Annotated in this window: 9 protein-coding genes; all 9 read right to left on the bottom strand. The window is 63.0% G+C overall.

Annotated features, from left to right (window positions below):
- Window positions 1–401 precede the first annotated feature (401 nt).
- Window positions 402–4724, bottom strand: a complete 4323-nt coding sequence (locus HMPREF2884_RS01075) for a non-ribosomal peptide synthetase (RefSeq protein ID WP_210398929.1) — start codon at window positions 4722–4724, stop codon at window positions 402–404.
- A 256-nt stretch (window positions 4725–4980) separates the two neighbouring features.
- Window positions 4981–5208, bottom strand: coding sequence for a phosphopantetheine-binding protein (locus HMPREF2884_RS01080; protein ID WP_005507422.1), 228 nt, complete (start codon window positions 5206–5208; stop codon window positions 4981–4983).
- A 38-nt stretch (window positions 5209–5246) separates the two neighbouring features.
- Entirely contained in the window at window positions 5247–6947 is a 1701-nt protein-coding gene (locus tag HMPREF2884_RS01085; protein ID WP_070614914.1) for a (2,3-dihydroxybenzoyl)adenylate synthase, read from the bottom strand.
- Window positions 6948–7214: 267 nt separating this feature from the next.
- Window positions 7215–8603 carry an enterochelin esterase domain-containing protein gene (locus HMPREF2884_RS01090; RefSeq protein ID WP_070614916.1) on the bottom strand — a complete coding sequence of 463 codons (1389 nt, stop codon included), beginning with the start codon at window positions 8601–8603 and terminating at the stop codon, window positions 7215–7217.
- A 504-nt stretch (window positions 8604–9107) separates the two neighbouring features.
- A complete protein-coding gene (locus tag HMPREF2884_RS01095) occupies window positions 9108–9950 on the bottom strand; it encodes an ABC transporter ATP-binding protein (RefSeq protein ID WP_070614918.1) in 843 nt (280 codons plus the stop codon).
- Window positions 9950–11056: a FecCD family ABC transporter permease gene (locus HMPREF2884_RS01100; RefSeq protein WP_070614920.1), complete on the bottom strand. Its 1107-nt coding sequence runs from the start codon at window positions 11054–11056 to the stop codon at window positions 9950–9952. Before HMPREF2884_RS01100 ends, HMPREF2884_RS01095 begins: the two co-directional genes overlap by 1 nt.
- Entirely contained in the window at window positions 11056–12105 is a 1050-nt protein-coding gene (locus HMPREF2884_RS01105) for a FecCD family ABC transporter permease (protein ID WP_233992320.1), read from the bottom strand. Before HMPREF2884_RS01105 ends, HMPREF2884_RS01100 begins: the two co-directional genes overlap by 1 nt.
- Window positions 12106–12263: 158 nt before the next feature.
- Window positions 12264–13301, bottom strand: coding sequence for a plasmid partitioning protein (locus HMPREF2884_RS01110; protein WP_070614922.1), 1038 nt, complete (start codon window positions 13299–13301; stop codon window positions 12264–12266).
- 178 nt (window positions 13302–13479) lie between these two features.
- Window positions 13480–15513: a peptidase gene (locus HMPREF2884_RS01115; RefSeq protein ID WP_070614924.1), complete on the bottom strand. Its 2034-nt coding sequence runs from the start codon at window positions 15511–15513 to the stop codon at window positions 13480–13482.
- Window positions 15514–15563 lie beyond the last annotated feature (50 nt).

The raw sequence follows: 15563 nt of genomic DNA on the forward strand, positions 1-15563 counted from the left end.
GCCTCCAACCACACTCAACTCTGAAGAGCCGGATATCCTTCTGCATGAGTGAGATACGTTTCAAGACCTGGTGTATGCCGAGTCGTTCTCTTAGATACAATCCCAATCTATGTAATCGGAATCATATTTAAGAGGTGGCTTCAATCTAGCACTCATTAAGGAGTCTTTTCAAGCAACAAATGAGTCATGTGTCACAAAATTTAAGAGTGTATGTGTATAATAAGGTCTGTAAAATTTGGCATTTTGCGCCATTTGTGTACCGATAATTTTTTACACAAATCTTTTATATGACTAAAATCACCTAAAAGATACTCTTTATGATAAGAACACGCATGCATGTTTTAACCGATGTAGCCCGGAGGTAACGACTATTACCTCCGGGCTACATCAGTTATAGAGGGTTAGCCGGCGAAGTGGGCGGTCACCTCCGCCAGACGCGTCGGATTCACCAGGTCAGGGTGCGTACCCTCCAGCAGCACCGAACGGAACGACGAGGCATGCGCCGACCAACCCGCCGCATCCAAATACGGCTGATCCTCATGCGGCACACCCACCAGCAACACATCACCATCAAAGAACGCCTGCTCAGCACCACGCATCAACGCCGCCGAAGCACGCATACTACCCAAGCACACGCCCAACTTCTCCTCCGGTAGGTAACCCATCGCCGAACCCGCCCGCTGCAAACGCTCCAACGTACCCGGCAGATCAAGCCGCTCATCAGCGGCAGGCTCCGGCAAACCGCCCATACGCAGCAGCGCACGGAAGCTCTCCTGCTCATCCGGCGCAGGCACGCCCTGCCACTGCTCCGAAGGATACGCATCCAACAGGATGACGCGCTCAACCTGCGCACCCGCAGCCTGCGCCAAAGCCGCCACCTGCACCGCGGCAGTACCGCCCACAGACCAGCCCATCAACGCAAAACGACGCGGCAACGAACGCTCCGACAGGGTCTTCTCAATCAGCTTCAGGTAGCCCTCAGCCAGCTCCTGCAGGCTCGACGCAAACCCGGCATGCGGGTCAGAGAACACCTCAGCCTGCAAAGCATACACACCCTGCTGAGCCGGAAGATGCGAAAGGTACCCTGCATAACACCAGCCCAAACCACCCGCAGGCGGCAGAATAAACAGCGGCGCGGGGGCATCGGTAGCGTCATGCGCGGTAGGTTGTTCTCGCAGCGGCAGAACCGGCGCGAACTCCGCACCCTCGCCGCGCTCGCCCGCAATGGACGCCGCCAAAGCCTGCACGGTCGGATGTGCAAAAAGCGCACCGATGCTCACGCTCAGACCCAGCTGTTCCTCAACCGCGGCAATCACCTCAAGAGCCGCCAGCGAATGACCGCCCGAGGCGAAGAAATCCTCGTCCACGCCGAAACGCTCACGACCCAGCACACCGGCAATAATCGAGCACAGCTGCTGCTCCAGCAGACCGTGCGGGCCCTCAGCATCAGAAGTCTGCGGGGTCAGGTCCAGGGACGCCAACAGCTTGCGATCCGCCTTACCGGAGGGGCTCACCGGCAGAGCAGGCAGGGTGTGCCACAGGGTCGGAACCATGTAGTCCGGCAGAACCTGCGCACAATGCTCGCGCGCCGCCTCCACCAGCTGCTCGGCACGCTCAGCGGGCACGTCGCCGACCTCCAGCACCGCCGCCAGGGCAGGCTCACGCAGGCCGCGGTACAGCAGAGCCACCGAAGCGCTCACGCCCTCAACTGCGGCAAGAGCCATCTCAATATCGCCCAACTCCAGGCGCTGACCGCGCACCTTAATCTGGTAGTCCGTGCGGCCACGGTAACCGATGACGGCGCGGCCGTCGGGAAGAATCTCCCAGCACGCCAGGTCGCCCGTACGGTACAGGCGCTGGCTCTCACCGTTCAGCAGCGCGAGCGCACCGGCAGGAGCCTGCTCCACGAAAGCCGCTGCGGTCGCCTGCGGGTTGTTCTTGTAGCCGCGCGCCAGCTGCACGCCCGACAGGTGCAGCTCACCCGTCACACCCACCGGCACGGGGTGGCCGGTCGGGTCAAGAATCAGGGTTCCGGTGTTCCAGACCGGCTCGCCAATGGGCACGCTCTCGCGCTGCGGGTCGGTGGAGGTCTCCCAGAAGGTCACGTCCACCGCCGCCTCGGTCGGGCCGTACAGGTTCAGCGGGTACACGCCCAGAACCTCGCCCGCAGCCTGCACCTGGTCCTTCTGCAGCGCCTCACCCGAGCAGACCACATAGCGCAGGGGTTGCTCTCGACCCTGACCGAAGCCGGCATCAGCCAGGATGCGGCGCGCCGCCGGTGAAGAGGTCAGCGCCGACAGCATGGTCGGCACAAAGTGCACCGCCGTGACGGACTGCTCGGCAATCACGCGCGACAGGTAGGCGGGGTCGCGGTGTCCCTCCGGGGCGGCAATGACCACGGCGGCGCCCTCGGCGAGAGGCCAGTACAGCTCCCACACATGCACGTCAAAGGAGATGGGGGTCTTGTGCAGAACGCGGTCGCCCTCCCCCACCGGAATCTGGTGCTGCTGCCAGCGCAGGCGGTTATCAATCGCGCGGTGGCTGATGGCAACGCCCTTAGGCCTGCCCGTGGAGCCGGAGGTGAAGAGCACGTAAGCGTCCTCGTCCAGGCCGGTTTTCATGCCCGGAAGCTCCTCTGCGGCGGGTGCCGAGGAGGGAGCCCGGGTGGGTTCCTCTGCGCTCAGTAGGGGCAGAGTATGCTGCGGCAGGTTCGCGTGACGCGCAGGCTCCTGCGGGTTCAGCTCCTGCGCGCTCAACGGATGCAGACCGGGGCCGTGCAGCAGCAAGGAACATTCGGCGTCCTCCATCATCACGCCCACACGCTCGGCGGGCAGATCTGGAAGCACCGGCACGTAGGTGGCGCCAGCGTACAGCAGGGCGTACAGCGCCACGTACTGCTCGGCGCCGCGGTGCACACGCAGACCCACCGCATCGGAAGGGCGAACGCCCCAATCCAGCAGCTGCGCGGCAAGCGCACGGGCGCGCTCGTCCAGTTCGGCATAGGTGAGGGCGCGGTCAAAAGCGTAGGCGCGCTCCGACTCGGGGGTGAGCACCTCACCGGGCGCGGGGGCAGAATCCAGCACCGCGAGCGCCTGCGGATGCGCCGCCACCGCGTCACGGAAGCGACCCAGCAGGGTCTTATACTCCATCGGATGCTCGGTAAGCGCCGGGGCGGTCAGCTCGCGCAGGGTCGCCAGTTCAGCCTCGGTCGCCAAGCCGAGATTGTTCAGGGAAGCGCCCTCGCGCTGCGCCTCCGCCGCGTAGGCGGGTAGCCACTCGCTCAGGCGCGCTACGTGATGTTCCAGCTCCTCAGCGGTGTAGAGCGCCGGGTTCATGTCAATCTCGCAGGAGATGCTGTTGCCGCGGCCGGGCATGCCGCGCAGGGTGAAGGTCGCGTCGGCAACGGGACCGGCAGAGATATTGTGGATGCGCGCGGTCGGTACCGGGGCTCCGGACCCGCCCTTGGAGGGAGCCGCCAGCGGCAGCACCGCGTCAAAGGGCACCACGTTAATCTGCGCACCAAACAGCCTGGACTGGGCGTTACGCGCGGTACGCTCGAGGTCTTCCTGACGAGCCAGCGGATGCTCCGCGTTGCGGGCGTACTGTTCCTTCACCGAGTGCAGGGACTCCGCGATGGGGCCGGTCGCCGCAACCTGCACCGGCAGCACGTTCACCGCGGTACAGCCGGTCTGCGCGCTCGCCGTGCCCAGGGCGCGGGTCGACTCCGGCAGGGTGCGGGCGAACATGCGGTTCATCTGCGGCACGCCGAATGAAGCCTGCGGGTAGCCGCCCACACGCGCCAGGTACGAGCCGACGGCGGCAGTCGCTAGCACGGGCCAGGAGACGGCGTGCTGCTTTGCCGCATCCAGTAGAGCCTGCTGGGTGGGCGTATCAATGCTGAACGCCACGCGCACAGACTGCGCCGACGGGGAGGCGGTACGACCCGCCAGGGAGGTGTCTTCCTGCTCCAGGGCGCCGCTCGACTCCCAGAAGGCGACGTCTTCGTCACGGGCGGTGGAGGCGGCATCGTCGGCGTCGAGCAGCTGCTGCAGGCTCATGCGGCGGGTTGCCGGAACCGACTGACCGGCGGACAGGGCGCGGTATATCGCCGCCACGCGGGAGAGGCCGTTGAACGCGGCGAATCCGTCGGCAACCACGTGGGAGAAGGAATGGTACACCCAGAGGAACCCGCCATAACGCGCCACTGCGCTGCGCACGGTCACGCCCTCATCGGTGGTAAGGGGCTGGGCGAGCAGGCGCTGCGCCCAGGCGCGTACCGGCGCGGGCAAATCAGAGTCAGGCAGGGCTGATTCGGGCAGGTCAGAGGCGTTCTCCTCCCCCGCCTCGGCGGTGTCGCTCAGCTCGTCCTCATCCACGAGCAGGTCAATGCCCGCGAGGAACGCCTCAAGCGGAAGAATCTGCTGGGAGGCGGCACCATCGGCAATGCGGGTGCGCACGCGGAAGCCCTCGTTCTCACGGTAGAGCTGCTCAAAAGCCTCACGCAGCAGAGTGAGGTCGGTGTCTGCGGGGCATTGCAGAACCTCCGCGGTGTTGTAGCAGGGGTTTGTCGGGTCAATCGCGGCGGCAAAATAGATGCCGCGCGCGTTAGTGGTCAGCGGCAGCCAGGGGCTGTCAGCGCTGTGCTGTGCGGAGGGGTTCGCGGCGGTGCGAAGGTCGGAAGCAGTCCCGAAGCTAGCGGGTGCGGTAGTATCAGCTACGCCCATGATGGCCTCTCAAAGGTCTGGATTAGGGGTCTGGATTAGGGATGATATGCGGTGTGTTAAAGGTAGGTGTGAAAGGTAGGCTACTGCCCCGCCGCTTCACGCTGACAGAAGTGCGCTGGCAGAAGTGCACTGACAAGGGTAAACGCAGCTACACAACACGGCGTAAAACCGGCGCACAGAAAAACGAGGCGAGTAGCAAACACCCCGGGCACCCGCCTGCATTCGCGGCAGGCGGGCACTCGGGGTGCGGTAACGCTTAGCCCAGGCGGGAGGCGATGAACTCCACGGTCGGGTTCTCCACCAGCTCGGTAAACTCAATCACGGCGCCCTCAGCGGCAAGGTCGTCGAGCAGGGCGAATGCGCCCATAGAGTCCATGCCTAGGGAGAACAGGTCGGTGGTCGGCTCGTCAAAAGCGGTCTGCAGGGAGTCGGGCTCGACGATGTACTTCTCCATGATGGGGCGCAGGGTCTCAAATGCGGACATTTTTCTCCTCAATAGGGGTAGGAATAAGGGCGTACGGTTTAGCCGAAAATTTCGGCAAGCTTGGCGCGCAGCTCGCGGCGGGAAATCTTACCCACGTTCGTGGTGGGCAGCTCCTGCAGAACCTGCACGCGCTCCGGGATCTTGAAGTCGGCGAGCTTCTTCGAGGTGAAGAACTCGTGCATCGTGCGGCGCGGGTTTTCGCCCAGGTCAGCGCCTTCCTTCGGCACAATGACCAGGCCCACGCGCTCGCCCACAGTCTCATCCGGGATACCCAGAACCACGGCGTCAAAAACGTCGGGGTGGGTCAGCGCCAGCTCTTCGATTTCGTCCACGGCAATCTTCTCGCCGTTGCGGTTAATCTGGTCCTTCGCGCGGCCGGTCACCTCAAGGTACTTGCCTGCAACCAGTCGCACAATGTCGCCGGTGCGGTAGAAGCCGTCCTCGGTGAAGCCGTAACGGTTCGCGTTCTCCTCCAGGTAGTAGCCGCGAATCGTGTACGGACCGCGGGTGAGCAGGTGACCGCTCTCGCCGCGCTTCACCGGCTGATCCTGATCATCAACAATCAGAATTTCGTCGTCGGGGCTGATCGGGTAGCCCTGGGTCCTCAGGCGCAGCTCAATCATGTCGGTCGAGCGGGTGTAGTTCACCAGGCCCTCAGCCATGCCGAACACCTGCTGAACGGTGCAGCCGAGCACCGACTCAATCTTGCCCGCAACCGCCGGAGCCAGCTTCGAACCGCCCACCTGCAGGGTCTGCAGAGACGGCAGGGACACGCCGCGCTTCTCCGCGGAGGCGACCCACGCCTGAGCCAGCGGCGGCACCAGCGCGGAGGTGGTCACACCCTCCATCTCAATGAGGTGGAACGCAGTCTGCGGGGACGGATCCGCCGCGAACACCAGCTTGCCGGAGGCGCACATGACGCCCAGAATACCGGGCGAGCTCATCGTGAAGTTGTGCGCGGCGGGCAGCACCACGAGCATGGTCGTGTTGTTGTTCAGCTTGCAGATGTCGACCGAGCCGCGCACCGAGTACAGGTAGGCGGCGTGGGTGCGAGGAATCAGCTTCGAAATGCCGGTCGTACCGCCGGAGAGCTGCAGGAACGCCACCTGCTCGCTCGCGCGCAGGTTCTCGGTGTTCTGAATGACACCGGGCACGAACTCTTCAGCGAGCTCCTCTTCGGTCAGCGGGGTCAGCGGCTCCGCAACGTCAATAGCGACCGGCGGCTCCAGGGAGTTCTTGCGCAGCTCGGCGGCAACGTCCTCGTGCAGGGCGGCGAAATCTGCGCCCGGGGTCAGCGAAGAGAACACGTGCGCCGCAGCGTCGGTCCGGGTCGCAAAGTGCACGAGCTCGGTGGTGCGGTGCTGCGGCAGGCAGAACACCGGCAGCGCAGCCGCCCAGAAAATACCCAGCAGGTACACCAGGTACTCGGCGGTGTTACCCAGCTGCAGCAGCACACGGTCACCGGGCTGCACGCCAGCCTGAACGAGGCGCGCCGCAGCGGCACGACCTGCCGCCTCCAGCTCACCGTAGGAGAGGCGAATCTGCTGAGGCTTGCCGTCCTCATCGAGCTGCGCGTGCGAGAGCGCCACCAGCGCCGGGAAGTGCGGCTTCGCGCGGCATGCATCTAGCAGGAACTCGGGGATGGTCTGGTCAATCCAGTAGCCGGCTTCGCGGTACTTCGCGGCAAAAGACTCGGGGATGAGCGGCGTGGGGGCCAGGGGGCTACGTTCTACGGTCATCTTCTCTCGATTTCTGTGTCGTTTGCGGTTTCTATAGCGCTCACGTGCTGCGTGCGTTCGCAGCGTGATGCCATCTCGTCAATGAGGGCGGGTGCGCAACCTACGTCGGGTACCCTTCGGCACCCCTCGCGGCGCGGTAGTGTTGCACTTCTCTTAGGCTGTACTTCTCTAGGATACGGGCGCGGCGGTGTTTACCCTAACAGGACCCCCGCACGCCCACCATGCGGGGTGTGCTCTACCCGTGCAGGATCCCTAGGCGACCTCTCGCTACTCCTCAGCTAAGCTCCGTTCGGCGCGCTCAGCCTCCCGGCGGGCAGCAATAATACGTTCCAACGCCGGCACAATCGCACCGCGCCAGCACGCATAATCGTGACCGCCGTTGAAGGTCGTGCAACGCGCATTCTTCAGGCCCAGCTTTTCCAGGCGCTCCTTCAGCTCGCGGTGAGGCGGTACCAGAACCCACTCCTGCTCCCCCACCTCAATCTCAAGGTAAAGGTGGCGCAGGCGGTCGATCTCACCCGCCGCTTCCAGCTCGTCCAGGCGGTCCATGACCTGCGGCTGCCACAGCGACGAAGACTGCGCGATCGCGCCGCCAAACGCCTCCGGGCGGCTCAGCACCGCCAGCAGGGAGGACAGCCCACCCAGCGACTGACCGTTAATCACAATGTTCTGCGGGTCGGTCTTAATACCGTGCACAGCCTCCAGGTGCGGGAACGCAATCTCCACCAGGTAGTCGGCAATCGGGTTGTCACCGTTCAGTTCCTTCCAGCGGTTCTCGCGACCGCCAGAGTGCAGGAAGAACACGTGCATCGCCGGAATACGGCCCGCCTCATGGGCGCGGTTGAGGGTCTGCTCCATGCCCTGGCTGAACCACATCTCACCGTCAAACTGGATGAACAGTGGCGCATCCGGGGCGGGATCCCCCACACGACCGAGCACGTACTGGTGACCGTCAGAGGTCTGCATCCACTCGGGGGCGGGCAGCGCGTCAATCTCTTCCTGAGTCAGGATGAACTCCTGCACCGGCGCGTGCTCAAGCTGCACCATACCCATGCAACGACCGATACGGTTGCACGCGGTCTCGGGGTTCAGCGGGTCGCCTTCTCCGGAGTCCAGGGCGGCGCGCAGGCGCACCTGGTCGTCATCGCCCAGCCAGGCGGGGCGCTCGCCGGGCAACGCCGGCAAGAAGTTGTAGGAGGCACGCCAGGTGGTTTCCATCTGCATGCTCAGCTGCCACCAACCAGTGCCCTCGATGCGGGCCATGAGGGAACGGTCGAGGTTCTTCTCATCGGTCAGGCGGTTGATGAACATGAGCACCTGCTCCGCCTGCTCGTTGTGGTACAGGAAGGTGACGATGCGTTCGTTCTCGCTGATGCTACCGTCTTCGCGGTGCACCGGCTCGATAATGGGGGTGCCTTCGGAGACGACCTCAACGATGCGGGCGTTCAGCTCTTCGGGGCTGACCGCCTCGGCGATAATGGCGCTGATGAGGGGGCTGTCCACGCGCGGTGCCGGTACGGGACGCGGGATCTTGGGAGGGGCCGGGCGCACGGTCGGCGCAACGGTACGCGGCTGCGCCGAAGTAGCCTGTTCAGAAGTGTTCTGGGCAGAAATACTCTGCGCGGGAACGGTCGCGGTGGGTTCGTGCTCGCCCAACGGTTCCTCCTTGGTCTGTGGAAACACTCAATCGGTGAGAATCGGTGAGGAGGCGCATTATCATTAGTTAGCCTCTACTACCTCACTCTATGGTATCCCTTACCCAAACTCCAGCCAAAGGGAAAAGCGAAAGAACCACAACATGACATTCATGACAGCGAGCGCGGGGTTCAAATGCAGGCCCCAACTGTAGGTCGCAAACAGTGCCCACCACAAACAGGGCAGTTAAATGAGATGAGGCACCGAGACCGTGCATCAAACCTCCAAACAGTGAAGGTCTCATACGGCAGTCTCGGTGCCTCATCTGCGGGTTCCCAAAATGGAACCTACCCAGTGCTCGGATCCGTTCATGCGTCAAAGACGGGCGAGCACCGGGTAGGCGCCCTACGCGCAGGGGATCCTGGGTCCCTCAGATCCTAGCGTTCGCTGCTTGGCGCAATGCCGAGCTTTTCCACCCGTACTGAGACGGTTGGTGCTAACTCCCACGCGGCTTAGGGGCGAAAACTATTCGCTTTCGCGGGCCGCCGAAATAGCGTCAGCGGCAATATGAATTGTTTGGTTCTCCTTCGGAATAACCAAAGGGGTACCAGTGCATGGATCAGGAATAATGACCGATTGCAGGTCAAAAACTTCCTGAATAAGTTCCGGTGTAATTATCGCACGCGGATCGCCCTGAGCGATAATCCGTCCCTGCTTCATTAACACAACATGAGTAGCATACCTGAAAGCAAGGTTCAGGTCATGCAAAACCACGGCTACAGTCCGACCTTCGGAATGCAACTTCTTCGTCAGGTTCAGCACTTCAATCTGGTGCGTGATGTCCAGGTAGGTGGTCGGCTCATCGAGCAGGATCAGCGGGGTCTGCTGCGCCAGGGTCATGGCAATCCACACGCGCTGACGCTGACCACCGGACAGCGCCTCAATGGGGCGTTCGGCAAGCTCCAGAACGTTCGCAGCCTGCATCGCATCCACACAGGCGCGCTCGTCCTCATCGGACCAGGAACGCAGCAGCGACTGGTGCGGGTAGCGGCCGCGCGCCACCACATCCGCCACGGTCACGCCGCTAGGCGCCTCCGGGGTCTGCGGCAGCATCGCCAGGATCTTGGCGATGGCGCGGGACTTCATCTGCGGCAGCGGGGTGCCGTCCAGGCGAACCTCACCCTGCTTGAGCGGGTTCACGCGGGCAAGAGCCTTCAGGGTGGTCGACTTACCGCAGGCGTTCGGGCCCAAGATAACGGTCAGCTCCCCCTCCGGCACCTGAAAATCTACCCCGTTGAGCACCGTATGCTCACCGTAGGCAACCACCATGTTCTCGCCTTCAAGGCGGGTCGTCACACTAGTGTTCACTAGCTCTTCTTCCTTTCGAGGTAAATCAGGTAAATCAGGTACAGGCCGCCAATCGCGCCGGTCACCACACCCACCTGAATGATGCGTCCGGGAACAGCGAATCGGCCAATCAGGTCAGAGCCGAGCACCATGAGCGCACCCATAAGTGCCGCGGAGGTGAAGCCCACCCCGCCACTACGAGACAGGGTCTTCGCGATGTGCGGTGCCGCCAGGGCGACAAAGGCAATCGGGCCGGTCGTCGCGGTCGCCAGCGAAACCAGAAGCACACCGATAAACAGAGCCGCCACACGGTACGCATTCACGCTCACACCCAAACCGGATGCCACCTGGTCACCAAAACGAATCGCGCCCAGCGGGCGGACCAGCATCAGCAGCAGCGGAGTCACCACGAGCAACAGACCCATCAGCGCGTAGGTGCGCTCCCACGTGATGTCATTGAGCGAACCGGCAAGCCAGGACGCCGCGGTCTGCGCCTGAGTCAGCGAAGCACGCACCACCAGCAACGCATTGAACGCCGCCAGGGTCGAACCCACACCAATACCGACCAGCACCAGACGGAAGCCATGCAGGCCCGTGCGGCGCGTCAACAGCCACACCAGCACCGAAGTCGCCAAGCCACCAACCACAGCGCCCAGAGCAACCTCAACGGGACCGGAATTGAAGACAATAATCTGCAACAGCGCACCGGTCGCGGCACCATTCGTGAAGCCGATAATATCCGGCGAACCCAGGGCATTACCCGAAATCACCTGGAAAATCGCACCCGACAGACCAAGCGCCGCACCCACCAGAAGCGCCGCCACAATACGCGCCGCACGCTGCTGAGCGAAAGTCACAGCAATCTGCTTACCCTCACCCATCAACGCCGGAATGACCTTCTCCGGGGCGAGCTTATAATCACCCTGCAACATGCCCCAAAACGCCAGCGCCGCAATCAGCACCACCAACGCCACATTCAGGATCAGCACACGCCACGGCACCTGAGCACTCAGCGGACCGCGCACAGTCAACACCGGGCGGCCACCCAAATCGCGGCCGCTACGACGCGCAGAACGATTAGCGGAGCTGGTGGCAGTCGCCGTCGAAACAGCGGAAGAATTCGACATCAGAGAGCCTCCACCTTACGACGAGTCATCAAGAACAAGAACACCGGGGCACCGGCAAGAGTCGCCACAATACCCACCTGAGTCTCCTGCGGAGCCACCAGCACACGCGCCAACACGTCAGCACACAGCAGCCACACCGGACCCAACAGCGCCGAACCATAATTCACCCAGCGCACATCATTACCGAGCAAAGCACGCACCACAAACGGCACCGCCAAACCCACAAAACCAATCGGACCCACCGCAGCAGTCGCCGCACCGGCAAGCACCGTCACCGCCAGCAACGTCAAATTCTGGGTCGTACGCACACTCACGCCGAGGCTAGTCGCCGCCTCCTCGCCCATACTCAGAGCATTAATCGCAGGAGCCACAAAGAACGCCACCAGCATACCCAGCACAATCACCGGACCCACCGTGGACGCGATATCCATACCGCGGCCCTCCAGCGAACCGGCAACCCACACACGGAACTCGTTATACGCATCCTGATCAGCCAAAATCAGGCCCTGCGCAATCGCCGACAGCGCCGCAGAAATCGCCACACCCGCCAGAGCGAGCTTCACAATCGATCCGTCACGGCCACGACCCAGCGTGTACACCAGCACCGCAGCCAACGCGCCACCAATCGTTGCAGCAACCATGTACTGCCAAATACCCATCACGCCAAAAACCACCACGGAGCCAATCACAGCCACCGCAGCACCGGCGTTCACACCCATCAGGCCGGGCTCAGCCAACGGGTTACGAGTCAACGACTGCATCAGAGAACCGGCAATAGCCAACGCCGCACCCGCAGCAAGACCCACCAGGGTACGCGGAATGCGCTGCTCCATCACAATCGTCTGCGCCTGCTCAGAAGCAGTGCCATTGAAAACAGCCAGAACCTGATCCGGCGGAAGATTATTCGACCCGAACAGCAAAGAAGCAGCCACAGCCCCCACCAAAAGCACCGCAAACAAGAACAGAAAAGCCAGGCGCTTACCCAACTTCTGCCCCTGAATCACAGAACCCTGACGGGACGTACTCTCCTGCTGAACATCTCGGGACAATGAGCTCGTGCGGGCCACTATGCTCCTTATGCTCGATACAAGAAAACGGGGAGGCGCGCCCGGCGCACCCACAAGAAGGGGCACCCAGCACACCGGTAGATAATGAGAGAAACGCCGGAGCGGGCGGGTATTCCCCCACCCGCATCCGACGTTAAGTCTTAGCGCTTACGGGTCAGCAGCAGCGCAGCGGCACCCACAATGCTTACGCCCAGAACCACCACGCCAATCCACGGGAACGCAGCACCGTAAGTCACGGTCTGAACGGTGGATGCGGTGTTAGCCGCGCCCGAAGCCGAAGCGCTCGGGTTCGACGCGGTACCGCGCGCAGCAGCCGAAGAAGATGCGCTCGCCGAAGCGGTCGCCTTCTTCTGGGCATTTGCAGAAGCCGAAGCAGCAGGCGCAGCGGAAGAGCCAGAGGTACCGGAAGAGTCAGCTTCCGCGTTCAGGCGGTCGTACTCCTCCTTGGTGATGGTGTTGCCGTCAGCGTCGGTGTACACGGTCTCAGCCTCAGCCGCGCCACCCGCAGAACCATTCGAGGAGCCGTTCGAGCCACCATTGGACGAGGACTCGTTGGAATCGTTAGAGCCCTGAGCCTCGTCTGCAGAGTCTGAGTTGTTAGAGTTCGAGCCGCCATTCGAGGAACCACCGTTGCTCTTCGAGCTGGAAGAGCCGCGGTTCGAGGAAGAACCCGAAGAGTTCGAGGAGGAATTATCCGAACCGCCCTCACCCACCACGGTGAACTCGGGGCTGCGGTTGCTGTACGCCTCGGTGCCCAGGTACTTGCCGTCCTTGTCACGCTTCTCACCAGTTGCAAGGAAACGCAGAGTGTGGGTGCCAGCGCCAACATCCGGCAGAACGAAGGAACCGGAGACCTTACCGTTGCCATCGGTCTTCTGCTGGTGCACCACGCAAGCGCCCTGTGCCGCATCGGAGGGGCACAGGTTACCGTCGTCCACCTTCACGGACACCACAGTGTTCGCGGGGAAGCCGCTCACGCTAAAGGAAATCACGCCGTGCTCGCTCACAGACGAAGAAACGGTCGAGGAAGTGCCGGGAGTCGATGCCTTCGCACCGCCCGGAGGCAGAGCGGATGCGGTGCCAACACCCAAGCCCAGCGCCAGGGTTGCGGCAGCGCAGGCGGTCAGCGCCTTAGAGGTCAGGGATGCCTTCGGGGCTCCCGAAAAAGGTGCACGCATGGTGGTCCTTTCAAAATTACCGGGGTCGAAGCTGAACGCTACCGGGTTCGTGGAGGTGCAGTTCAGCGGGTCGTGACCCGAATGGTTGGAGGCACCCGATCCACGCCCCTGTTCAAGGGTGCAGGGTCAAAAGTGTGGAGCGTGGACCGGTGCCGATGTGAATGTGTGGTCAGAGAGCTTACTTCTTGGAGGTGCGCAGCAGCAGAGCCGCAGCCAAAACCACCAGGCCAGCCGCCGAGAGCAGCAGGTTATTGGCGTTGTTGACCAGCCACTTGGTCAGACCGGTCAGCTCAGTACCCTCAATGGTCGGGCCCTGTGCCTTCGTGCCTGCGGCGGAGTTCTGCGAGCCCTGCGTGTTCTGCGAGTTCTGCGAACCGGCGGCAGCCTTCACTGCCTTCTTCGCGTTGGCTTCGGTCTTCTGCAGGTTGGTTGCCAGGTTCTTCTGCGCGCTCTGAACCTTCGCCTTAGCCTGCACGCGGTTCACGACCGGAGCGGTGCTCTGCGAGAGCGCGGCGAGGGATGCGTCCACGTCGGTGGCGCGGGTGCTGATGCGGCCGCCCGCGTTACGCATGGGCACAGGTGCCGTGGAGGTTGCGGTTGCGGGGTTTTCGTTCAGCTCTTCGACCAGCTGGTCGGTAGCGTCCTGCTCATCGCGGGAAACGTCCTGACGAGGGGTAACAGCACGTTCCACGGTCATGTCAGCAAAACCGAGCACCGCATTTTCAGCGCCCTGGTTGCCGTTGTGCACAACCACGCGGTAGGTTGCGGCGGGCATGCTCACGCTGGTTTCGTAGCTGAAGCTGCGGTTGCCATCCAGACGCTTCCAGCCGGAGCCGTAGAGAGTCTGCGGGGAGTTACCGAGGTAGGTTGCGGCGTACACCCAGGTGCCCGGTTCAGCGTTCGGCACGGTCACGGTCACGGTGGAGCCGTCACGGCTCACCTGCACGCCATTACCAGCGGTCAGTTCGGAGGCATTGACCGGCTCGGGCGCGTCACCGGGGGCGTACTCACCGATGGTGAAGGTGGTGTTGATGCCGCCCTGGCTGTTGGCGCCGCCGTAGGTTCCGGATCGGTCGCCCTCACGCAGGCTACCGGTCAGCAGGCGCAGGGTGTGCTCACCGGAGGCGTACTTTGCCGCGTCTTCGTCATTCTTGAAAGCTGCGTTATCGCGGGTGGGCAGGTCAATCCAGGCGTCGATGTGGCCGTTTTCGTCGGGGGTGACGATAGCCCAGATGGTGCGGTTGTCGTTGACCGCGGTGGCGTCGTTACGGGATACCTTGCCGTCGTCAATCTTCAGACCGATAACGGATGCCTTCTTGTCTTCGGGGTTGCACCAGCCGTCACCGGTCAGGTGCAGCTTGCCACCCTGAACCGCCTTGGGGTTCTCGATGGTCAGGCGCGGGGTGAAGGAGTCATCGGCGGGGGCGCAGGTTTTCGAGTCTTCGCTGGGTGCGGGGGTCGGCTCTGCGGTAGGTGCCGGGGTGGGTTCTGCGGTAGGTGCCGGGGTGGGTTCTGCAGTTGCGCTAGGGTCAGCGGTAGCAGAGGGGTCCGCGGTAGGCTCGGCAGTCACAGAAGGCTCTGCAGTTGCAGAAGGCTCTGCAGTTGCACTGGGCTCAGCGGTGGGCTCTGCGGTCGGTGCCGGGCTCGGAGCCGGGTCGCTCAGCGTAATATTCTGCGACACAGATGCACGACGGTCGTAGGTGTTACCGTCCGCATCCGTACCACCCAGGGAGCCGGAAAGCACCTGAATACGGTGGCTGGTACCCTCCACGGTCCAGCCCTTGTTCTTCAGCTGCTCAGCGGTCAGACCGGTGTTTTCGGGGGTCGGCAGGGACACCTCAACCTCGAAGGTGCCGTCCTCTTTGGCGGTTGCCATGAAGTTCGCGGGCGAGTTGCCGCCCTTCTTGGTGATCGGGTTAATCGCCTGGTGCGCTTCATCCGGCAGGGCGTCGAGGAACTTCACTGCGAACACTGCGCCGCGACCGGGTGCGGTGCTGGTAAAGCCGGTGCCGCGCAGCACGAGCTTACCTTCGCGCCACTTCTCGGTGGAGATGGTCACGGCAGCCTTAGCTTCCTGCTGGGTGGCGGCGGGAGTATCCGCGAATGCGAGAGTGGAGCCGGTCAGCGCTGCACCGGGGGTGATGAGCGCGCCGGCGAGAGCCACGACGGCACCATAGCGGGCTGCGGTGCGCACGGGTCGAGTTTCGGTCATGGTGGTCCTTGAGGATGGTGTGGTGGGTCGTGCATCCCCTTCCCGCCGCG

This window comes from Rothia sp. HMSC073B08 (assembly GCF_001812975.1).
Taxonomy (GTDB): domain Bacteria; phylum Actinomycetota; class Actinomycetes; order Actinomycetales; family Micrococcaceae; genus Rothia; species Rothia mucilaginosa.

Excerpts from the sequence above, each read along its gene's own strand:
- HMPREF2884_RS01115 (WP_070614924.1), bottom strand. The coding sequence starts at position 15,513 with ATGACCGAAACTCGACCCGTGCGCACCGCAGCCCGCTATGGTGCCGTC.
- HMPREF2884_RS01110 (WP_070614922.1), bottom strand. The coding sequence starts at position 13,301 with ATGCGTGCACCTTTTTCGGGAGCCCCGAAGGCATCCCTGACCTCTAAG.
- HMPREF2884_RS01085 (WP_070614914.1), bottom strand. The coding sequence starts at position 6,947 with ATGACCGTAGAACGTAGCCCCCTGGCCCCCACGCCGCTCATCCCCGAG.
- HMPREF2884_RS01075 (WP_210398929.1), bottom strand. The coding sequence starts at position 4,724 with ATGGGCGTAGCTGATACTACCGCACCCGCTAGCTTCGGGACTGCTTCC.
- HMPREF2884_RS01100 (WP_070614920.1), bottom strand. The coding sequence starts at position 11,056 with ATGTCGAATTCTTCCGCTGTTTCGACGGCGACTGCCACCAGCTCCGCT.
- HMPREF2884_RS01080 (WP_005507422.1), bottom strand. The coding sequence starts at position 5,208 with ATGTCCGCATTTGAGACCCTGCGCCCCATCATGGAGAAGTACATCGTC.